Genomic DNA, 20,433 nt, shown 5'->3' with positions numbered 1-20,433 from the left:
GGGGTGGGGCGGCGCGGGGCCATTACGAACGGGGGGGCTATGGGGGCCCCGGCGGGCTGAGCCGTCGCGACCGCGCGATGGGGGGGCCCGAATGTTGCGTGCCCCGCCTTCGCGCTGTCCGGTCCGTCGCGCTGTCGGTCGTACTGTCCGGTCCGTCGCGCTGTCCGGTCCGTGGTGCAGGTCTTCGTGGTTCAGGTCTTCGTGGTTCAGGTCTTCTGCCGCCTGCTGCCCCGGATCGAGGCCCAGAGCATGTCCCCGACACCGACCACCACCACGGCTCCGATCAGCTGGAGCACATGGCGCGTCCAGTCGATGCCCTTGGTGTCGTTGACACCGATCCAGGTGGCGACAGCATTACCGAGGATGCTGCCGATCATGCCGAAAATGACCGTCAGCCACAGGGGGATCTCCTGCTTGCCCGGCAGGATCGCCTTCGCGATCAGACCGAGCACCAGACCCACGATGATTGCCCACAACCAGCTCATGTCGCCTCCTCGTGCGACGCGGTGTCGCGCATGGCCCAGTCTCGGTCCTGGGCATGTACGCCGCATGTCGGACAGGTCCGTACGTGCGAGGGGCGGTGGAGTGTACGCATCCGGCGCGCCCCGGCCTCGAACCGGGGGGAGGCCGGGCGTACCGTGGGATCCGGTCCGGTCCGGGGAGCGTCCGGCGCAGGAACGGGGTCTCCCCCAGTTCGTCATGAGCTCGGGGAAGGGTGGTGGAGACGTGTTGGGGAAGCAGAGCGGCGCGGAGGTCTTCCGGATCACGGGGGCGCGGCAGGGGCTCGCGGAGGATGTGCGCGGCAGGCAGCGGCGCTATGTGATCTCGATGTCCGTGCGGACGCTTTCGGTGGTCGCCACCGCGGTCCTGTGGAATGTGGAGCGCCATGTGGCGATCGTGACGCTCGCACTGGGAGTGCTGCTCCCGTACGTCGCGGTCGTCATCGCCAACGCGGGCCGGGAGAACAGTCCTTCGATCCCCTCGACGTTCGTGCCGGCGGCGACGCGGCCCGTTCTGGACGCCGCTCCGGTGGCCGGTTCGGCGGAGCCCGGTCCGGAATCCGGACACGCCTTCCGAAGCCCGGATCCGCAGGAGCAGGGCTGAGCGCGGGGCAGGCCCAAGCTCAAGAAAAGCTCAGATCAATCATGAAGTTCCAGTGCACCGCACCCCCGTCTGCGTGACATACTTCGTGAGCGCTCCGCATCCCCCGTCGGAGCGACGGACCGACGCCGGGCAGCTCCCCCCGTGGCTGCTCGGCGTCGCCATTTCTCCGGCGGGGATGCCGCAGGGTCCTGCCACTCGGCCCAGGCTCTAGGGTTGAGTCCGTGAACTCCCCCGGACCCGACTCCGCGACACCCGATTCCGCGACCGCGAGTGCTGCCGCCGCGCCCGTCTGCTCGGCCAAGGGCTGCCGCGCCGATGCCGTGTGGGTGCTCGCCTGGAACAACCCGAAGCTGCACACTCCGGAGCGCCGCAAGACCTGGCTGGCGTGTGACGAACACCGGGAGCATCTCTCGTCGTTCCTGGGCGTCCGGGGCTTCCTGAAGGACGTGGTGACGCTCGCCGAGTGGGAGTCCCGGGACTCGCCGCCCGCCTGAGCTGTCCCGTACTGGTGCCTCGGCGGGCAACGTTTGCCCGTGAAGGAGCGGCGTCCGGTGCGTGCTCTCGGCGTGCCGGCCGGAAGTCCTCGTACTGGACGTACTCGGGCTTTCGGCCGGTGCGGCGAGAGTGCGTGCCGGGCGTCGCGACGGGGCAAACGTTGCCTGCCGCGGCACTAGCCGCCGATCGCCGACATCGGACGGTCGGGCTGGAGGAACGACGGGTCGTCGAGGCCGGAACCGGCCTTCTTGCCCCACATGGCGAGCTTCCAGAGCCGGGCGATCTCCTCGTCCGGAGCCTCGGAGCGCAGAGCGCCCCGCAGGTCGGTCTCCTCGCGGGCGAACAGGCAGGTGCGCACCTGTCCGTCGGCGGTGAGCCGGGTGCGGTCGCAGGCCCGGCAGAACGGCCGGGTGACGGAGGCGATGACACCGACCCGGTGGGGTCCGCCGTCCACGAGCCAGCGCTCGGCGGGGGCGGAGCCGCGCTCGCCGTCCTCCTCGGCGGTGAGCTCGAAGCGGGTGCGCAGCGACTGGAGGATGTCGCCTGCCGTGATCATGCCGTCGCGCTTCCAGCCGTGCTGGGCGTCGAGCGGCATCTGCTCGATGAAGCGGAGCTCGTACGCGTTGTCCACGGCCCAGGCAAGAAGGTCGGGTGCCTCGTCGTCGTTGAGCCCCGGCATCAGGACGGTGTTGACCTTGACGGGGGTGAGGCCGGCCTCGCGGGCGGCTTCCAGTCCGGCCAGCACGTCGTGGTGGCGGTCGCGGCGGGTGAGGGTCTTGAACACCTCGGGGCGCAGGGTGTCCAGGGAGACGTTGACCCGGTCCAGGCCTGCGGCCTTGAGCGCGGCGGCGGTCCGCTTGAGTCCGATGCCGTTGGTCGTGAGCGACATCTTCGGGCGGGGTGTCAGGGCCGCGCACTGTTCGACGATGGAGACGAGTCCGGGGCGCAGCAGGGGCTCCCCGCCCGTGAAGCGGACCTCGGTGATGCCGAGCTGGGTGACGGCGATGCGGACGAGCCGGACGATCTCGTCGTCACTCAGGAGGTCGGGTTTGGCCAGCCACTGCAGGCCTTCTTCGGGCATGCAGTAGGTGCAGCGCAGATTGCAGCGGTCGGTGAGCGAGACTCGCAGGTCGGTGGCGACCCGGTCGTAGGTGTCGATGAGCATGTTGGCCCCCTCCCCCGGCGACTTCCCGGTTGCGGAATCTGACTCTTCCGAGACTACGCGAGACCTGTGACAACGGAGTGGCCCGTTTGACAGAGGAGCGACGCGGCCGCGTCGTAGGACTCTACGACGCGGCCGCGTGGACGGAGGGTGCGAAGGGCACTCTCCTGCGTGAACGTGTGTGAACTCCTGCTCTCAGTGGGCGCCGATGCCGGTGAGGGACTTGACCTCCAGCTCGGCGTACTTGCCCTTGTCGGGCTCCTCCTTGGACAGGAGGGAGCCGATCCAGCCGAGCAGGAAGCCCAGCGGGATGGAGATCAGGCCCGGGTTCTCCAGCGGGAACCAGGCGAAGTCGACGCCCTTGAACATCGAGGTCTTCGCGTTCCCGGAGACGACGGGCGAGAACAGCACCAGGATCACCGAGCTGGCGAGGCCGCCGTAGATCGACCACAGCGCGCCCTGGGTGGTGAACCGCTTCCAGAAGAGGCTGTAAAGGAGCGTCGGCAGGTTGGCCGAGGCGGCGACGGCGAAGGCGAGCGCCACCAGACCGGCGACGTTCATGTCGCGGGCGAAGGCGCCCAGCAGGATCGCGGCGGCGCCGATGAAGACGGTGGCCCAGCGGGCGGCCCGCATCTCCTCCTTCTCGGTCGCCTTCCCCTTGCGGATGACGTTGGCGTAGATGTCGTGGGCGAAGGACGACGAGGAGGCGAGGGTGAGTCCCGCGACGACGGCGAGGATCGTGGCGAAGGCGACGGCGGAGATGACGGCGAGCATGATGGCGCCGCCGGTGGAGCCGACCCCGCCGAGGTACTCGGCGAGCTGTGGGGCCGCCGCGTTGCCTGCCGGGTTCTTCGCCTTGATCTCGTCCGGGCCGATGAGGGCCGCGGCACCGAAGCCGAGCGCGATCGTCATCAGGTAGAAGGCGCCGATGATGCCGATGGCCCAGTTGACCGACTTCCGGGCCGCCTTGGCGGTCGGCACCGTGTAGAAGCGGATCAGGATGTGCGGCAGACCGGCGGTGCCGAGCACCAGGGCGATGCCGAGGGAGAGGAAGTCCAGCTTCGAGGTGCCCGTGGCGCCGTACTTGAGTCCGGGCTCCAGGAACGAGGCGCCGTGGCCGCTCTTCTCGGCGGCGGTGCCCAGCAGGTCGGAGACGTTGAAGTCGAACTTCCACAGGACCATGAAGGTCATCAGGATGGCGCCCGCGATGAGGAGGACGGCCTTGACCATCTGCACCCAGGTGGTGCCCTTCATGCCGCCGATGGTGACGTACACGATCATCAGTACGCCGACCAGCGCAACGATGAGGATCTTTCCGGCGTCACTGGTGATCCCGAGGAGCAGCGAGACCAGAACTCCCGCTCCTGCCATCTGTGCCAGCAGGTAGAAGATCGAGACGACGATGGTGGAAACGCCCGCGGCGGTACGGACCGGGCGCTGGCGCATCCGGTAGGCGAGGACGTCGCCCATGGTGTAGCGGCCGGAGTTGCGCAGCGGTTCGGCGACGAGCAGGAGCGCCACCAGCCAGGCGACGAGGAAGCCGATCGAGTAGAGGAAACCGTCGTAGCCGAAGAGCGCGATGGCTCCGGCGATGCCGAGGAACGAGGCGGCGGACATGTAGTCGCCGGAGACCGCGAGGCCGTTCTGGAAGGCGGTGAACTGGCGGCCGCCCGCGTAGAAGTCGGAGGCACTCTTGGTCTGGCGGCCGGCCCAGACGGTGATGCCGAGGGTCGCGGCGACGAAGACCGCGAAGAGCGAGATGATCAGCGGCCGGTGCTCGCTGGTGGACGAGGCGGCGAGCGTCACGGCGGTGTGGGAGTGGTACGCGGCGCTCATGCGTCGGCCTCCATGCGGGACTTGATGGCCTCGGCCTTCGGGTCGAGCTTCGCGTTGGCGTGCCGCGAGTAGAACCAGGCGATGAGGAAGGTGGTGAGGAACTGGGCGAGGCCGAAGACGAAGGCCACGTTGAAGTTGCTGTACACCTTGGTGCCCATGAAGCCGCCGGCGTAGTTGGAGAGCAGCACGTACAGCAGGTACCAGAGGATGAAGGCGATGGTCAGCGGAAAGGCGAACGAGCGGTACGAGCGGCGGAGTTCGCCGAATTCCTGGCTCTCCTGCTCCGCGACGAACGCCTCGGTCGTGGGCTGGGCGGGGCCGGTCTCCGTACTGCCCTCGGGCGGCGGTGCATCGGTAGCCACGGAATCTCCTCGCGACGCGGGTGCGGTGGTGGTGGGGACGGTGGATTTCACTGGGGACCTCGATATCGGGGAGTGGTGGTGCGCCTCCCCTGACAACGGCACGCGGCGCGCGGCGAAGCGGTTCACCTCGGTTTCCGGCGTCTCCCTGTCACCCCTTCGGACGCTCCTGCGGAAATCGGGTCTCCCGAACCCATTGATGAGCGGGGATGATCAGCGATAGCTTCACTCGTCATGTACGCGACCGGATACGCTCCGTATCCGGTCGACTGACACGGATGAAGTGGAGACCCCATGGCTCATCTGGGATCCAGACGGACGCGCGCACTGACGCTGCCCGTCGGATTGGCCCTCACCGCATCGCTCGGCTTCCTGCCGACGGGCACCGCCTCCGCCTCCTCGGCGAAGGACGCGCCCTCGGCGACGGTGTCGACGGACGGTCCGAAGCTGTCGTACGTGGTCAACACCCGCGCCGGTCACGGCACCGTCAAGCAGGTGCGCAAGGCGATCGAGCAGGCCGGCGGCACGGTGGTGATCGCCTACGACCGAATAGGGGTCATCGTCGCCCACTCGCAGAACCCGCAGTTCGCGCAGTCGATGCGCCGCGTCAGGGGTGTCGAATCGGCGGGCGCCACCCGTACCAACCCGATCGTGCCGCAGGCCACCAAGGACATCGGGGTCGAGCAGCCGCTGACGGCGCAGCAGGAGCAGGCCTCGGCCGCGCAGGCGACAGCGGGCCAGGATCCGCTGGAGCCCCTGCAGTGGGACCTGCCCGCGATCAAGGCGGACAAGGCGCACGAGAAGTCGCTGGGCAGCTCGAAGGTCACGGTCGCGGTCATCGACACGGGTGTCGACGACACCCACCCGGACCTCGCCCCGAACTTCGACCGCGCCGGCTCGGCGAACTGTGTGTCCGGGGCCCCGGACACCGCGGAGGGTGTCTGGCGTCCGGCGGCCGGTGAGAGCGATCACGGCACGCACGTCGCGGGCACGATCGCCGCAGCGAAGAACGGCATCGGCGTGACGGGGGTCGCGCCGGGTGTGAAGGTCTCCGGCATCAAGGTGGGCAACCCGGACGGGTTCTTCTACACCGAGGCCGTCGTCTGCGGCTTCATGTGGGCGGCCGACCACGGCGCGGACGTCACCAACAACAGCTATTACACCGATCCGTGGATGTACAACTGCAAGGACGACGCGGACCAGGGTGCGCTGGTCGAGGCCGTCGCCCGGGCCACGCGGTACGCCGAGCGCAAGGGCACGGTCAACGTCGCCGCGGCCGGCAACTCGGCCGAGGACCTGGCGGCCGACACGATCGAGGACTCGTCCAGCCCGAATGACACCACGCCGGTCACCCGGACGATCGACCCGAAGGTGTGCCTCGACATCCCGACGATGCTGCCGGGTGTCGTGACGGTCTCGGCGACGGGCGCGAAGGGGCTGAAGGCCTCGTACTCGAACTACGGGAACGGCGTCATCGACGTGGCGGCGCCGGGCGGTGACTCGACGGTCTACCAGACGCCCGCTCCGCCCGCGACGAACGGTCTGATCCTCTCCACGCTGCCGGGCGGCAAGTACGGCTACAAGGCCGGTACGTCGATGGCCTCGCCGCACGTCGCGGGGGTCGTGGCCCTGATCAAGTCGACGCATCCGTACGCGTCGGCGGCCGCGGTCAAGGCCCTGCTGACGATCCAGGCCGACGCCACGGCGTGCGGTGACCCGTACGACATCGACGGCGACGGCAAGGTCGACGCGGTGTGCGAGGGCGGCAAGAACCGCAACGGCTTCTACGGAGCCGGAGTGGTGGACGCACTGGACGCGGTGCGCTGGTAGCGGACGGTCCGGGGGCCGGTGGTACGGCCCCCGGGACGGTTCACGGCGTGATGAGGACCTTCAGCGCCGTGCGCTCGTCCATCGCCTTGTAGCCGGCCGGAACCTCGTCGAGGCCGATGGCCAGGTCGAAGACGGGCGACGGATCGATGGTGCCGGACAGGACGTCGGGGAGCAGTTCCGGGATGTACGTGCGCACGGGGGCGACGCCGCCGCGCAGGGCGATGTTCCGGTCGAACATGGCGCCGAGGTCCAGTCCGGTGCCGCTGCCGTGCGGCACGCCGACGTAGCCGATCGAGCCGCCGTCGCGGGTGATGCCGACGGCCGTGCGCATCGACTGCTCGGTGCCGACGGCCTCGATCACCGCCTGGGCTCCGTCGCCGCCGAGCAGTTCCCGTACCGCCGCGACGGCCGCGTCGCCGCGCTCGGCGACGATGTCGGTGGCACCGAAGTCGAGGGCGATGTCGGTGCGCGCCCGGTGGCGGCCGAGCGCAATGATCCGCTCCGCGCCGAGCCGCTTGGCGGCCATGACACCGCACAGGCCGACAGCTCCGTCACCGACGACGGCGACCGTGGAACCCCGCTTCACACCGGCGCCGACGGCGGCGTGGTGGCCGGTGCCGAGGACGTCGGAGAGGGCCAGGAGCGCGGTGAGCAGGTGGTCGTCGGAGGCCGCGGCGGCGGGGAGCTTGACCAGCGTGCCGTCGGCGAACGGGACGCGCACGGCCTCTCCCTGCCCGCCGTCGGAGCCGACCGAGCCCCAGAAGCCGCCCTGCGGGCAGGAGGTGGTCAGGCCCTCGGCGCAGTAGGTGCAGGTGCCGTCGGACCAGACGAAGGGGGCGACGACGAGATCACCGGCGGCGAAGCCGTTGACCTCGGAGCCGGCCTCCTCGACGATCCCCAGGAACTCGTGACCGATGCGCTGGCCGGGCTGCCGGGCGGACTCGCCGCGGTAGGCCCACAGGTCGCTGCCGCAGATGCAGGCCCGCAGGACCCGTAGCACCACATCGGTGGGCTGCTGGATCACCGGGTCCGGGACCTCCTGCACGCGGATGTCGTGGGGGGCGTGGATGACGGTGGCGCGCATGCGTGGGGGTCCTTGCTGATCTCAGATGCTGATACTCCGCTCACGGTACGCCCCGAGGACCCCGCCGGCCCCTTTCGCCCCGGGGGCTAGGACGCCCAGGGTCAGCAGGAGCTGCGCGGCCACGTAGGTGAGCATCACCCAGAAGCCGGGTGCGGGCGGTTGCGGCCAGTCGGCGATGCCGGTGGCGATCAGCGCGTCGGAGAGCAGGAAGAGCGCGCCTCCGGCGGCCGCGTACCGGCCGAGGACACCGGAGCGGTAAGCCATGGCGGTCAGCAGCAGGCTGTACCCCGCCATCGGAACCCGCAGCCCGGCCGGCAGCCCGTCCCAGATGAGGACGACGAAGACGGTCAGGACGACGGCGTATCCGATGCCGGGCAGCAGGGCGCCTCGGGTCCGGCCGAAGAGGCGCAGGTAGCAGACGTGTCCTGCGGCGAAGCCGCCCATCCCGACGAGGAAGGCGAGGTCCGAGCCGGCCAGCAGGAACACGTCCCCGATCCAGCCGCAGAGCAGGGCGGCGATCAGCAGCCGCGGCCCGCGCCGGGCGGCGGCGTACGCGGCGAGGAGCGGCATGAGCAGCGGCTTGGCGACGAGGTGCAGGGCGCCGCTGTCGGTGAGGAGCCCGGCGAGGTCGGCGACGCACGCGACGAGGAAGGCGATGAGCAGGAGGCGTACGAGGCGCTCCCGCCGGTCCGGAAGCGGGCCGGCGCTCATCCGGTGCGCTCCCGCGCGGGAACAGCCGCGACGGCCTTGCTGCCCGCCATGGCCTCGGCCGGCTTCCAGCCGGGGCCGCGGAAGACCCGTCCGGCCCGCTCGCTCCAGCTGCCCGCCGCACGCACGTCGCGGGCGATGGCGGCGTACTCGTGGGTGGCGACCCGCAGCGGGTTGAACGTGTCGATGTTCTTGGTGAGCCCGAACACGGGCCGCTCCGTCTCCTTCGTGAAGGACCCGAACCACCGGTCCCACACGATCAGGATGCCGCCGAAGTTCCGGTCGAGGTAGCCGCCCTGGGAGGCGTGGTGCACCCGGTGGTGGGAGGGGGTGTTCAGCACGTACTCGAAGAGGCGGGGCAGCTTGTCGATCCGCTCGGTGTGCACCCAGAACTGGTACACGAGGTTGACCGACGAGCAGAAGACGAGCGCCGCCGGGTGGACGCCGAGGGCGATGAGCGGAAGGTAGAACGGCCAGACGGTCAGCGAGGTCCAGGGCTGGCGCAGCGCGGTGGAGAGGTTGAACTTCCGGCTGGAGTGGTGGACCACGTGGCAGGCCCAGAGGATCCGGATGACGTGGTGCCCGCGGTGGGACCAGTAGTAGAAGAAGTCCTGCCCCAGCAGCATCAGCGGAACGGTCCACCACAGCAGGGGGATGCGCAGCGGGGTCAGCTCGTACACCGCGGTGTAGATCGCGACGATGGGCACTTTCCACAGCAGGTCGAAGGCCAGGCTGCCCAGCCCCATGGTGATGCTGGTGGTGGCGTCCTTCGCCTCGTAACCGGCGGCGTCCTCGTCGGGGTGGAAGTGGTGGAACGCCACTTCCAGGACGGTGAGCAGGACGAAGGCCGGTATGGACCAGAGCACTACATCGGGCAGGTTCGTCGGCATGCCTGCACCGTAGAGCGGCAGGTCGGCCCCCGACTAGACGTTGTTACCAACAAGTATGCGAGACATGCTGTCAGCAGCCTTTGGCACCTTCTGACAGCGCGGGTGAGGTCGTCACACCCCCGCAGCCCCCAGCAGCTCCCCCGCCACATACGTCACGGCCATCGCCACCGCTCCCCCGCCCATGTTCCGCAGCACCGCCGGTCCTGCCGCCGCGTCGCCCAGCCGGGCGCTCCACCAGCCCGTCAGGGCCAGCGCCGCGAGCACCGACAGCACGGTGACCACGAGCCGCACCGACGATGGCGGCAGGACGATCGCCAGCAGCGGCAGCAGCGCACCGACCGTGAACGCGAGGAAGCTGGCTCCCGCCGCGTGCCACGGGTTCGTCAGGTCGTCCGGGTCGATGCCCAGCTCGACCTCGGCGTGGGCGCGCAGCGCGTCGCGTTCGGTGAGCTGCACGGCGGCCTCGCGGGCCACGTCCCGGCTGAGCCCCTTGCCCTCCAGCAGGCCGGTGAGCTCGGCGAGTTCCGCCTCCGGGGTCTCCTGGAGCTCACGCCTCTCCGTCGCCAGCGCGGCCTTCTCCGAATCGCGCTGGGTGGAGACCGACACGTACTCGCCCGCCGCCATCGACATGGACCCGGCCAGCAGCCCGGCCAGGCCCGCCGTCAGCAGGGTGCCCCGGTCTCCGGTGGCCCCGGCGACGCCGACGACGAGGCCGGCGGTGGAGACCACACCGTCGTTGGCCCCGAGGACCGCGGCGCGCAGCCAGTTCAGCCGCGCGCCGAGGCCGTTGCCGTGCGGTTCGTGGTGCGCCTGGGTGTCCGTCACCCGGGGATGGTCTCACCTCTGGGGTCGTTCGCGGCGAAGACCCTCGGCATCACCAGACCCGTACCGACCCACCCGGTGCGAAGGCGGGGCTCGTCGCGTCCGCCGGGACCTCCTTCAGGGGTTCGGCGATCTCCTCGACCGTTGGTCCGACGGTGGCGGCGATACGGTCCAGCGCCGCCAGGTCGAACCCGTAGACGCGGGCCGCGTTGCCGCCGGTCATGGCGGCGATCTCCTCGGGCGGCAGTCCCGCGTACGCGATCCGCAGGCCCTCCCGGGAGTACGGGGCGGTGCCCTCGTCGTGCGGGTAGTCGCTGCCCCACATGATCTTGTCGAGGCCGATCCGGTCGCGCAGCGGCACCTCGTGCGGGCGCATGAAGCTGGCGCCCACGTAGCAGTTGTCGCGCCAGACCTCGCTGGGAGGCGCCCCCATCGAAGCGGCGAGCCCCGCACCGAACTTGGACTCGGCGGTGGCCGCCCGGGTCGCCGCCGCGACGAGGCGGCCGTGGTAGTAGTCGAGCATCTCCACGATGCCCGGGATCCAGCCGGAGCCCTGCTCGGTGAGGACCAGTTTCAGTCCGGGATGGCGGCGGAACGCGCCGCCGAAGATCAGGTGCCACAGCGCACGGTGCGAGAACCAGGTGGTCTCCACCATGAAGACGGCACGGGCCGCCGGTTCGTCGCCGAGCGGCGGCGAGGCGGAGCCGCCGTGGTGGTTGACCGGTACGCCGAGCTCCTCGCAGACCGCCCAGATCGGGTCGTACGCCGCGGAGTACAGCTCCGGGATGCCGGAGCCCGGCGGCGCCCCGGGCAGCAGGATGCCGCCGGTCAGGCCGGCCTCCTTGGTGCGGCGGATCTCGCGGACCGCCTCGGCCGGGTCGTTGAGGAGGATCTGGGCGACGCCCGCCCGCCGGCCCGGCGCGGCCGCGCAGAAGTCCGCGAGCCAGCGGTTGTGGGCGCGCAGCCCCGCCCAGCGCTGTTCGTACTCCTGCCGGGAGGGCGCCGGGGCCATCAGGGAGGCGGAGGGGAAGAAGGGCGGGATGGTGTTGGGGAAGACGACCTCCGCGACGATGCCGTCCGCCTCCAGTTCGGCGAGGCGGCGGTCCGAGTTCCAGTTGCGGTCGGCGGTGTCGGCGACCAGGTCCTCGTACGGGTTGACGTAGGCCGCCGCCCAGGCGTCGAAGTCGTCGTGGTGCTTCGACTCCAGGTACGGCCGGTAGTCCAGGAGGTCCGCACCGGCGTGACAGTCGGCGGAGATGACGGTGTAGCGGTCCGGCACACCGGCTTCAGGGCACACGGTGTCGCCCCCGGCGCCCGTCACGACGTCCCCAGAACCGGGAAGTCGTGGTCGGTCAGCCAGTGCCGGCCGACGTCGCGCGAGCGGGCCCAGGATGCCTCGACCGCGGCCTGGTCGGTGCTCTGGCCCAGGTCGGCGGGGGTGGGGCCGATGCGTGCGGCGATGGGGGCGAGCTTGTCCGTGTCGAAGCCGAAGACCTCGGCTGCGGCCAGGCCCAGCATCACGCGGGTCTCGGCGACGGGGATGTCGTGGAAGGTGTTGCGCAGCCAGTTCGCGGTGTTAGGCCAGGTGCCCTCGGGGTGCGGGAAGTCGCTGCCCCACAGGATGTTGCCGACGCCGATCTCGTACCGCTGGGCGAGCTCGCGGCGTTTGGTGTTGGTGGCGCAGATGAACACCTGGCGGTCGAGGTACTCGTGCGGCGGGCGCTTCAGTTCGGCGAACGGGGACAGCTTCTTGCCTCCGTGGGCGCCGAGGTAGAGCCGGTCCATGAACCACAGGAGGTTCGGCAGCCACCAGCAGCCGGACTCGGCGACGCCGAACTTCAGCCCGGGATGGCGTTCGAAGGCGCCCGACCAGAGGAGGAACCAGAGCGGGCGGGAGGGCCACCAGGTGACCTCGGAGACGTAGATGCCGAGGTGGTCGCCGTACTCGTGGCGCGGCGCCGCGCCGGAGTGGGTGACGATCGGCATCGCGGTCTCGGCGGCGGCCGCCCACACGGGGTCGTAGCGGCGGTCGTGGTACGGGGCCTTGTCCACCCACATGGAGGGGATCATCAGGGCTCCGAGGCCCGTCTCCTTCGCCCGGTGGATCTCGGCGACGACCCGGTCCACCTCACCGGTGACGGGCAGCAGGGCGACGCCGCAGTGGCGCTCGGGGTGCTGCGAGACGAAGTCGGCGAGCCAGCGGTTGTGGGCCTGCGCACCGGCCATGCCCAGCTCGGGGTCCTGGTCGCCGGAGAGGCCGAGGCCGACACCGAAAGGGGCCGCGGTGCGGCTGTCGACGGCGTCCGCGTCGGGGAAGACGACCTCGGCCGCCACGCCGTCGCCGTCGAGCTCCTTGAGACGCTGAGTGGTGTCCCAGCCGCCCTTCAGGCCCTCCTCGTTGTCGTGGAACCACTTGTCGGCGAAGGCCTCGTTGCGTACGCCGAGGCGGGTCATCTCCTCGCGGCGGCGGTCACGGCCTGCCAGGAAGTCGTCGAACTCCCGGTGGTAGCGGCTGTCCAGGTAGGGCCGGTACTCCTCGGTGGGCAGTCCGGCGTGGCAGTCGGAGGAGATGATCAGGTACGGGTCGTCGTCGGTCATGGCTCACTCCTCAGTCGAGTACGAAGCTCTCCAGGTACGACGGATTGGCCCGCTCCAGCATCGACTGCGACCTGGCCCGGATCTGCCGGTCGCTGTGCTCGCTGTCGGGAAGCATCCAGAAGCGGTCGGCGAGGATGCCGTCCACGACGGTGGCGGCCACGTCCTCCACGGGCGTGAACTCCACCTCGTGGCCGCCCGCCTTCATGGCCTTCTCCCACTGGTCGAGGCTGCGGTACGGGGTCCTGCGCGGGCGTTCCTTGGCGTACCGCGCGGGCCGGTTGCGGTGCGACTCCCACAGTCCGGTGCGCAGCATGTGCGGGCCGGGGAAGAGAACCGAGGCGCCGACCGGGGCACACTCCGCCCTCAGGTGGGCGTACAGCGACTCGGTCATCGTGACGACGGCGGACTTGGTGACCGCGTACACGGACGCGGTGGGCAGCGGGGCGATCCCGCCGTCGCCGGACGAGGTGTTGACGACGTGGCCGGGAGCGCCGCCGGCGAGCATGCGAGGCAGGAAGGCCTGGATGCCGTGGAAGACGCCCCACACGTTGACGGCGAAGGCCCACTTCCAGTCGTTCGGGTCGTGCTCCCACATCCGGCCCTCGGCGCCGGAGCCGACCCCGGCGTTGTTGCACAGCACGTGCACGGCGCCGAAAGTGTCGTACGCGGCCTCGGCCAGTGCCTGCACGGAGTCGCGCTCGCTGACGTCGACGGGCCGGGCCAGCACCTGTGCGCCCTCCGCGCGCAGTTCACCGGCCGCCTTGTCGAGTGCGCCCTCCTCCACGTCGGCGAGGACGACCTTCAGCCCCTCGGCCGCGAACCTCCGGGCCATCGCGAGTCCGATGCCGCTCGCGGCGCCGGTGACGACGGCGACCTGTCCCTCCTGAAGCCTCATCGGACACTCCCTCGCGGCGGGCCGTCGTGGATCTGCTGCGGGTCGTCGTAGCGCTGGTGGATGTACGGCAGCAGCGCGGCCGCGCTCACCCGCTCGACGGCCCGGCCCTGCTGGTCGCTGGTCTTCTCGCCGATGGTGAGGTCGAGGACGCGGAGTACGGGGAGGTCGGCGACCGGGTCGTACATGGACTCGCGCAGCACCACGTCCCCGGTGATCCGCTCCAGCCGGCGGACCTTCTCGTGACGGGTGCAGTGGATCAGGACGGGGTCGGAGTCGAAGCCCTCGCCGTCCGCCGCGGGCAGGAACTTGAAGTAGAAGTCGAGCTTGGTGGCCGGTGCGGGCAGCGGGAGCGGTTCGCCGACCGCGCCGCGGATCTCGACGAAGGCGATGCCGTGGCGGGCGAGCGAGGCGTGCACGACGAGTCCTTCGCGCTCCACGCTCACCTCGCCGAGCTTCTTCGGCTCGCCGAACACCTCGCGGCCGCCGGTCAGCGCCCGCTCATGGGTCATCGGCATGACCAGCGGGTACCAGCCCTCGTGCCCGTCGTGGACGGCGGCGACGGCGACGGAGCCCGCACCGAGGGGATAGCCGGGCAGGTCGACCTTGCTGATGCTTGCCCGGACGAGTGGGCGCGCGGAGGGTTTCAGGGGTGGGGGGAGGACCGCGGCCACCGCGTCCGGGTCGCTCTCCCAGACGGCGGTGACGCCGGTGGACCAGATGTCGGGGAGCCGGGAGCGGGCCTCGCGGGCCGCCGCGATCTCGGCCTCGGTGCGCGCGCCGTACCGTACACGTGCCATGCGGTGCCACCCTTCTCGGTTGTCCGTGCCGGGTTCTGTAACAGAGTTACACCGGAGCTCGTGAAGGGTAAATAGCCGTGCGTGTAACGGAGTTCTGGAACCTGGAGGTGTGGTGGCACGTTCGTCGCTGACGCGTGAGGAGGTTCTCGCGGCCGCTGCCGGGCTCGTGCGGCAGCACGGTCCGCAGGCCCTCACGATGCGCAAGCTGGCCGCCGAGCTGGGCACCGCCGTCACGTCGATCTACTGGCACGTCGGCAACCGCGACTCGCTGCTGGACGCCCTCGTCGAGCGCACCGTCCAGGAGATGGGCACCCTGCGCCCCACCGGCCGCACCCCCGTCACCCGCATCGTCTCCGTGGCCCGTGGGCTCCGCCGGGAGCTGCGCGCCCGGCCCCATCTGATCGCGATGGTCCACGAACGGGGACTGACGGAACGGATGTTCCTGCCGGCCCAGCAGGCACTCGTCCACGAGGTGCACGCCGCCGGGCTGCGCGGCGCCCGCGCGGCCGCCGCGGTGCGGGCGGTGCAGTTCCACACCGTCGGCTTCCTGCTCGTCGAGCGCAACCGGGAGCGGTCTCCCGTCCAGTCACCGGCCGAGGGCGATCTGTGGTCCGCGTCGACGGCCGACGACGACCCGGCACTGGCCAGGGCGCTGGCCCGGCCTGCCGACCAGGACCGGCTGTTCGTCACGTCCGTACGGGCCCTGGTGGACGGGCTGCTGGCCGGGCTGCCCGCCCGGGACGGGTGACCGAATAGAGAAGTGTCGGTGGCGGCCCGTATTCTCTGTGACCATGCTCGACGACCGCCAGACCGCAGCACCGTGGCCGACCGCCTACCCGCAGGGGTACGCGGTCGTCGACGTGGAGACCACCGGCCTCGCACGGGACGACCGGATAATCTCCGCCGCCGTCTACCGCCTGGACGCCCAGGGCAATGTCGAGGACCACTGGTACACCCTCGTCAACCCGGAGCGCGATCCCGGCCCCGTCTGGATCCACGGAATTACGAGCGATGTCCTGGAGGGCGCCCCGCTCTTCCCCGAGGTCGCCGCCCAGCTCTCCGAGCGGCTCGCCGACCGCGTGCTCGTCGCGCACAACGCCGCCTTCGACTGGTCGATGCTGGCCCGGGAGTACGCACGGGCCGCGGTGATCGCCCCGGTCCAGCAGCGGCTGTGCACCATCGCGCTCTCCAAGGAGCTGCGACTGCCGCTGCCGAACCACAAGCTGGAGTCGCTGGCCGCGCACTTCGGCGTGGTGCAGGAGCGCGCGCACCACGCGCTGGACGACGCCCGGGTGCTGGCCGAGGCGTTCCGCCCCAGCCTGCACGCGGCGGCCCGGGGTGGGGTGCGGCTGCCGCTGCTGGAGTGCCGGCCGCTGACCGAGTGGTCGGACTCGCCCGTCACCCCGCGGGTCGGCTACCAGCCCTCGTACGGAGCGCAGACCAGCTGGCGCCCCTCGCGCAAGCGCCCGGCCTGCCCGTACCCGAATCCGGGACGGTACGAGAAGGACAAACCTCTCATGCAGGGCATGCGGGTGGCGTTCTCCGGTGACACCTCGATCGACCGCGAGCTCCTGGAGGACCGGGCCGTGGAGGCGGGGCTGCATGTGGCGACGAGCGTCTCCCGGCTGACGAGTCTGCTCGTCACCAACGACCCGGACGCGGCGACGTCGAAGACGGTGAAGGCGAAGTCGTTCGGCACCCCGGTCCTCGAGGAGAGCGCCTTCACGCATCTCCTGCGGGACGTGGCCACGGCAGCGAAGGTCCCGGCCCCGACGCCGTCATCGGAGTGAACCGGGGGCGACTCGCCCGCCCACCGCTCGCCCGCCGCCGCCCCGGCGTCCCACCCTGTGGCGCATGGCACGTTGCGAGGTATGCGGAAACGACTACGGGATGTCCTTCGAGGTGCACGCGCAGGGCGCGATTCACGTCTTCGACTGCTTCTCCTGCGCCATTCACCGCATGGCGCCCATCTGTGAACACTGCCGGGTCCAGGTCATTGGCCAGGGTGTCGAGGTCGACGGGCACTGGTTCTGCGGCGGCCACTGCGCCCGTGCGGAGGGGAAGGTGGGCATCATCGACAAAGTCTGAGCACCCAGGGCCTGTCGTCGGACTGCCGTCGTCGCCCGAAGGGCGGCCGCGCGGCGCCAGGTGCGTGCTCTCGGCGTGCCGGCAGGCCCTAGCGCCACGCCCTTGCCCCCACCCCCTCCGCGATGCACCCCATGACGCAGTTGTACCGTCATGGGGTGTACCGCTTCCTGTTGACCCGGCAGTGGCTGATTCTCGCCCTCATCGCCCTCGTCATGATTCCGACGATGGTCGAGCTGGGCTTCTGGCAGCTGCACCGGCATGAGCACAAGGTCGCGCAGAACGCCCTGATCTCACAGAACCTCAAGGCGAAGCCCGTGCCGGTCGCCGGGCTCACCTCCCCGGGGCACGTCGTTCCGCGCTCCGACTACTGGCGTGCAGTGACGGCCACCGGGACGTACGACGAGAGGCACGAGGTCGTCGTCCGGCGCAGGACCGCCACCGACGGCAGCATCGGCGTCCACGTGCTGATCCCGTTCGACCTCAAGGGCGGCGGCACGGTCATGATCAACCGCGGTTGGGTCCCCTCCGCCGCCGACCAGCACGCCTTCCCCGACGTACCCGCCGTGCCCAAGGGCGAGGTGACCGTCACCGGGCGGCTCAAGGCCGACGAGACCACGAGCGCCAGCGGCATCAAGGACATCTCGGACCTGCCGGACCGCCAGGTGATGCTGATCAACAGTGCCCAGCAGGCTAAGCTCCTCTCCCGGCCGGTGCTCGGCGGCTACATCGAGCAGACCGGGCCGGAGCCGAAGGGCGACAGCCCCGAGCTGATCGAGGCCCCCGACGACAGCTCCATCGGCCCGCACATGGCGTACGCCGTGCAGTGGTGGCTGTTCGCCGGCGGTGTCCCGGTCGGCTACGTGGTGCTGGCCCGCCGCGAGAAGCGCGACCGGCTCGCGGCGGCGGCCGAGGCCGCCGAGCAGGCCGATGCGGCGGAGCCCGAGCCCGCGAAGGCCTGACGGCCCGTCCGGACCGGCCTCCGCGGGGGTGACTCCCGCCTCTCCTGACCCCGTGGCTGCTTAACCGGGGTCAGGTTCGGGAACACGCCACAACGTGACCCCACGCATCGAGGACTACGCCCTCATCGGCGATCTCCAGACAGCCGCCCTCGTCGGCAGGAACGGTTCTGTCGACTGGCTCTGTCTGCCCCGCTTCGACTCGGGCGCCTGCTTCGCCGCGCTGCTCGGCGACGAGGAGAACGGCCACTGGCGCATCGCCCCGAAGGGCGCGGACACCTGCACGCGCCGCGCCTACCGCGGTGACTCCCTCGTCCTGGAGACGTTCTGGGAGACCCGCACCGGCACCGTCAAGGTCATCGACTTCATGCCGCAGCGCGACCACGAGCCCGATGTGATGCGGATCATCGAGGGCATCAGCGGCACGGTCGACATGGCCTCGGTGATCCGGCTGCGCTTCGACTTCGGCTCCGTCGTGCCGTGGATGCGCCGCTCGCAGGGCCACCGGGTGGCGGTCGCGGGGCCCGACTCCGCCTGGCTGCGCAGCGAACCGCCCGTCAAGACCTGGGGTCAGCAGTTCTCCACGTGTTCCTCGTTCAGCGTCTCCGCGGGCGAGCAGGTGGCCTTCGTCCTGACCTGGCACCCCTCGCACTCGCCCCGCCCCGATCTCGTCGACCCGTACGAGGCGCTGGAGAACACCCTGTCCGACTGGGCCGAGTGGTCCGCCCGCTGCAAGTACGAGGGGCCCTACCGGGAAGCCGTGATCCGGTCGCTGATCACTCTCAAGGCGCTCACCTTCGGCCCGACCGGCGGCATCGTGGCCGCCCCCACCACCTCGCTGCCCGAGGACATCGGCGGCGTACGGAACTGGGACTACCGCTTCTGCTGGCTGCGGGACTCCACCCTCACCCTCGGGGCGCTGACCTCGGCCGGGTATCTGGAGGAGGCCGCCGCATGGCGGGACTGGCTGCTGCGCGCGGTCGCCGGGGATCCGGCCGATCTGCAGATCATGTACGGACTCGCCGGCGAGCGCAGACTGCCCGAGGCGGAGCTGCCGTGGCTGCGCGGTTACGAGAACTCCGCCCCGGTCCGGATCGGCAACGCCGCCGTCCGCCAGCGGCAGCTCGATGTGTACGGGGAGGTCATCGACTCGCTCCGGCTGGCCCGGGTGGCAGGTCTGGACGACGCCCCGCACGCCTGGAGCCTCCAGCTCAGTCTGCTCGGCTTCCTGGAGTCCACCTGGCGCGAACCGGACGAGGGGCTGTGGGAGATCCGCGGCCGGCGCCGCCACTTCGTGCACTCCAAGGTGATGGCCTGGGTGGCGGCCGACCGCGCGGTGCGCAGCCTGGAGGAGGACCCCTCACTGTCCGGCGACGCGGAGCGCTGGCGGGCGATGCGGGACGCCGTGCACCGGGAGGTGTGCGAGAAGGGGTACGACCCGGTGCGCAACACCTTCACCCAGTCGTACGGGTCGCGGGAGCTGGACGCCGCGACGCTGCTGATCGCCCGGACCGGGTTCCTGCCGCCGGACGACCCGCGCGTCATCGGAACGGTGGACGCCGTCCGGGACGAGCTGGGCAGCGGCGGGCTGGTGCGCCGCTACAGCACCGACGGCACCGCGGTCGACGGACTGCCGGGCAGCGAGGGCGCGTTCCTCGCCTGCTCGTTCTGGCTGGCGGACGCGTTGCGGATGACCGGACGCGCCGACGAGGCCACCGAACTCTTCGAACGGCTGCTGGCACTGCGCAACGACGTGGGGCTGCTCGCCGAGGAGTACGACACCGTCGGCATGCGCCAGCTCGGCAACTTCCCGCAGGCCTTCAGCCACATCGGGCTGGTCGGCACGGCGGTGGCACTGGCCGAGGCGCAGACCGCCGAGGACGCGGCGCGGGGCGACACGGCAGGATAGGGCCATGGATCTTGGACTGAAGGACCGTGTGTACATCGTCACCGGAGCGACCCGGGGACTGGGCAACGCCACGGCACGCGCGCTGGTCGCCGACGGCGCGAAGGTGATCATCACCGGCCGCGACGAGAAGAGCGTCCGGGAGGCCGCCGACGAGATGGGCCCGGACGCCGTCGGTCTCGCCGCCGACAACGCCGACCCGAACGTGGCACAGCGGCTGGTGCGGGCCGCGCAGGAGGGGTTCGGCCGGCTCGACGGCATCCTCATCAGCGTCGGCGGCCCGGCGCCGGGCTCCGCCGCGGACAACACCGACGCACAGTGGCAGTCGGCCTTCGAATCGGTGTTCCTTGGCGCGGTGCGGCTGGCCCGGGCGGCGGCCGCGGCGCTCGGCAAGGGCGGGGTCATCGGCTTCGTGCTCTCCGGCTCCGTCCACGAGCCGATCGCCGGGCTGACCATTTCCAACGGACTGCGCCCCGGTCTGGCGGGGTTCGCCAAGTCGCTGGCCGACGAGCTCGGCCCGCGGGGCATCCGGGTGGTCGGCGTGCTGCCGGCCCGGATCGACACGGACCGGGTACGCGAACTGGACGCGCTGTCCGGTGACGCGGCGGCCTCGCGCGCGGCCAACGAGGCGTCCATCCCGCTGCGCCGCTACGGCACTCCGGAGGAGTTCGGCCGGACGGCGGCCTTCCTGCTCTCGCCCGCCGCGTCGTATCTGACGGGCATCATGGTGCCGGTCGACGGCGGGTCCCGGCGCAGCTTCTGAGCCGGGCGGACCCGCAACGCGCGGGCCGGGGGGGGGGGGGGGGGGGGGGGGCGCGCGCCCCCCCCCCCCCGCCCCCCCGCCCCCGCCCCCCCCCCCCCCCCCGGGGGGGCCGGGGGCCCCCCCCCCCCCCCGGGCCCCGG

At 71.0% G+C, this 20,433-nt stretch carries 21 protein-coding genes; 9 read left to right on the top strand and 12 right to left on the bottom strand.

What is annotated here, in order from left to right:
- Positions 1–206: 206 nt before the first annotated feature.
- Positions 207–485, bottom strand: a complete 279-nt coding sequence (locus tag ACIBJG_RS31855; protein ID WP_024490366.1) for a GlsB/YeaQ/YmgE family stress response membrane protein — start codon at positions 483–485, stop codon at positions 207–209.
- A gap of 241 nt (positions 486–726) precedes the next feature.
- Here ACIBJG_RS31855 and ACIBJG_RS31850 point away from each other — a divergent pair, with 241 nt between their 5' ends.
- Both ACIBJG_RS31850 and ACIBJG_RS31845 read left to right on the top strand, forming a co-directional pair.
- Positions 727–1,104 (top strand): DUF3099 domain-containing protein, encoded by a 378-nt coding sequence (locus ACIBJG_RS31850; protein ID WP_399312774.1) that lies wholly within the window; start codon positions 727–729, stop codon positions 1,102–1,104.
- A gap of 221 nt (positions 1,105–1,325) precedes the next feature.
- Positions 1,326–1,598: a hypothetical protein gene (locus ACIBJG_RS31845; protein ID WP_399312772.1), complete on the top strand. Its 273-nt coding sequence runs from the start codon at positions 1,326–1,328 to the stop codon at positions 1,596–1,598.
- Positions 1,599–1,774: 176 nt separating this feature from the next.
- Here the strand turns inward: ACIBJG_RS31845 and moaA are convergent, their stop codons facing one another.
- The 3 genes from moaA to ACIBJG_RS31830 all read right to left on the bottom strand — a co-directional run bounded on the left by moaA (position 1,775) and on the right by ACIBJG_RS31830 (position 4,959).
- On the bottom strand, positions 1,775–2,764 hold the full coding sequence (gene moaA / locus ACIBJG_RS31840) for a GTP 3',8-cyclase MoaA (protein WP_399312771.1): 990 nt from the start codon (positions 2,762–2,764) through the stop codon (positions 1,775–1,777).
- 192 nt (positions 2,765–2,956) lie between these two features.
- Positions 2,957–4,597 carry a cation acetate symporter gene (locus tag ACIBJG_RS31835; protein ID WP_399312769.1) on the bottom strand — a complete coding sequence of 547 codons (1,641 nt, stop codon included), beginning with the start codon at positions 4,595–4,597 and terminating at the stop codon, positions 2,957–2,959.
- Positions 4,594–4,959: a DUF485 domain-containing protein gene (locus ACIBJG_RS31830; protein ID WP_399312768.1), complete on the bottom strand. Its 366-nt coding sequence runs from the start codon at positions 4,957–4,959 to the stop codon at positions 4,594–4,596. The genes ACIBJG_RS31835 and ACIBJG_RS31830 overlap by 4 nt, the downstream gene beginning before the upstream one ends.
- 291 nt (positions 4,960–5,250) lie before the next feature.
- Here ACIBJG_RS31830 and ACIBJG_RS31825 point away from each other — a divergent pair, with 291 nt between their 5' ends.
- Positions 5,251–6,786: a S8 family peptidase gene (locus ACIBJG_RS31825; RefSeq protein ID WP_399312766.1), complete on the top strand. Its 1,536-nt coding sequence runs from the start codon at positions 5,251–5,253 to the stop codon at positions 6,784–6,786.
- 40 nt (positions 6,787–6,826) lie between these two features.
- Here ACIBJG_RS31825 and ACIBJG_RS31820 read toward each other — a convergent pair whose 3' ends face one another.
- The 8 genes from ACIBJG_RS31820 to ACIBJG_RS31785 form a co-directional block, all read right to left on the bottom strand.
- A complete protein-coding gene (locus ACIBJG_RS31820; RefSeq protein ID WP_399312764.1) occupies positions 6,827–7,870 on the bottom strand; it encodes a zinc-dependent alcohol dehydrogenase family protein in 1,044 nt (347 codons plus the stop codon).
- A gap of 21 nt (positions 7,871–7,891) precedes the next feature.
- On the bottom strand, positions 7,892–8,581 hold the full coding sequence (locus ACIBJG_RS31815) for a lysoplasmalogenase (protein ID WP_399312763.1): 690 nt from the start codon (positions 8,579–8,581) through the stop codon (positions 7,892–7,894).
- Positions 8,578–9,468, bottom strand: coding sequence for a sterol desaturase family protein (locus ACIBJG_RS31810; RefSeq protein ID WP_399312761.1), 891 nt, complete (start codon positions 9,466–9,468; stop codon positions 8,578–8,580). The genes ACIBJG_RS31815 and ACIBJG_RS31810 overlap by 4 nt, the downstream gene beginning before the upstream one ends.
- A 111-nt stretch (positions 9,469–9,579) precedes the next feature.
- Complete coding sequence (locus ACIBJG_RS31805; protein ID WP_399312759.1) at positions 9,580–10,293, bottom strand: VIT family protein; 714 nt, start codon at positions 10,291–10,293, stop codon at positions 9,580–9,582.
- A 49-nt stretch (positions 10,294–10,342) separates the two neighbouring features.
- Complete coding sequence (locus ACIBJG_RS31800; protein WP_399312758.1) at positions 10,343–11,611, bottom strand: amidohydrolase family protein; 1,269 nt, start codon at positions 11,609–11,611, stop codon at positions 10,343–10,345.
- Positions 11,608–12,888: an amidohydrolase family protein gene (locus ACIBJG_RS31795; protein ID WP_399312756.1), complete on the bottom strand. Its 1,281-nt coding sequence runs from the start codon at positions 12,886–12,888 to the stop codon at positions 11,608–11,610. Before ACIBJG_RS31795 ends, ACIBJG_RS31800 begins: the two co-directional genes overlap by 4 nt.
- A gap of 10 nt (positions 12,889–12,898) precedes the next feature.
- Positions 12,899–13,783 (bottom strand): SDR family NAD(P)-dependent oxidoreductase, encoded by an 885-nt coding sequence (locus tag ACIBJG_RS31790; RefSeq protein WP_399312754.1) that lies wholly within the window; start codon positions 13,781–13,783, stop codon positions 12,899–12,901.
- Positions 13,780–14,580 (bottom strand): acetoacetate decarboxylase family protein, encoded by an 801-nt coding sequence (locus ACIBJG_RS31785; RefSeq protein WP_399312753.1) that lies wholly within the window; start codon positions 14,578–14,580, stop codon positions 13,780–13,782. The genes ACIBJG_RS31790 and ACIBJG_RS31785 overlap by 4 nt, the downstream gene beginning before the upstream one ends.
- Positions 14,581–14,692: 112 nt before the next feature.
- On the opposite strand from ACIBJG_RS31785, the gene ACIBJG_RS31780 reads away from it, so the two are divergent.
- The 6 genes from ACIBJG_RS31780 (at position 14,693) to ACIBJG_RS31755 (ending at position 20,293) form a co-directional block, all read left to right on the top strand.
- Positions 14,693–15,328: a TetR/AcrR family transcriptional regulator gene (locus ACIBJG_RS31780; RefSeq protein WP_399312841.1), complete on the top strand. Its 636-nt coding sequence runs from the start codon at positions 14,693–14,695 to the stop codon at positions 15,326–15,328.
- Positions 15,329–15,365: 37 nt separating this feature from the next.
- Positions 15,366–16,370, top strand: coding sequence for a DEDDh family exonuclease (locus ACIBJG_RS31775; RefSeq protein WP_399312752.1), 1,005 nt, complete (start codon positions 15,366–15,368; stop codon positions 16,368–16,370).
- Positions 16,371–16,434: 64 nt separating this feature from the next.
- Positions 16,435–16,668: a hypothetical protein gene (locus ACIBJG_RS31770; protein WP_073735263.1), complete on the top strand. Its 234-nt coding sequence runs from the start codon at positions 16,435–16,437 to the stop codon at positions 16,666–16,668.
- Positions 16,669–16,823: 155 nt separating this feature from the next.
- Positions 16,824–17,627 (top strand): SURF1 family protein, encoded by an 804-nt coding sequence (locus ACIBJG_RS31765; protein WP_399312839.1) that lies wholly within the window; start codon positions 16,824–16,826, stop codon positions 17,625–17,627.
- Positions 17,628–17,721: 94 nt separating this feature from the next.
- Positions 17,722–19,533 carry a glycoside hydrolase family 15 protein gene (locus tag ACIBJG_RS31760; RefSeq protein ID WP_399312750.1) on the top strand — a complete coding sequence of 604 codons (1,812 nt, stop codon included), beginning with the start codon at positions 17,722–17,724 and terminating at the stop codon, positions 19,531–19,533.
- Positions 19,534–19,537: 4 nt separating this feature from the next.
- Positions 19,538–20,293 (top strand): SDR family oxidoreductase, encoded by a 756-nt coding sequence (locus ACIBJG_RS31755; RefSeq protein WP_399312749.1) that lies wholly within the window; start codon positions 19,538–19,540, stop codon positions 20,291–20,293.
- Positions 20,294–20,433: the final 140 nt, after the last annotated feature.

This window comes from Streptomyces sp. NPDC050422, from assembly GCF_044458665.1.
GTDB lineage: Bacteria > Actinomycetota > Actinomycetes > Streptomycetales > Streptomycetaceae > Streptomyces.
The sequence above is the reverse complement of the archived record's forward strand: the minus strand, read 5'-3'. Positions and strand labels throughout refer to the sequence as shown.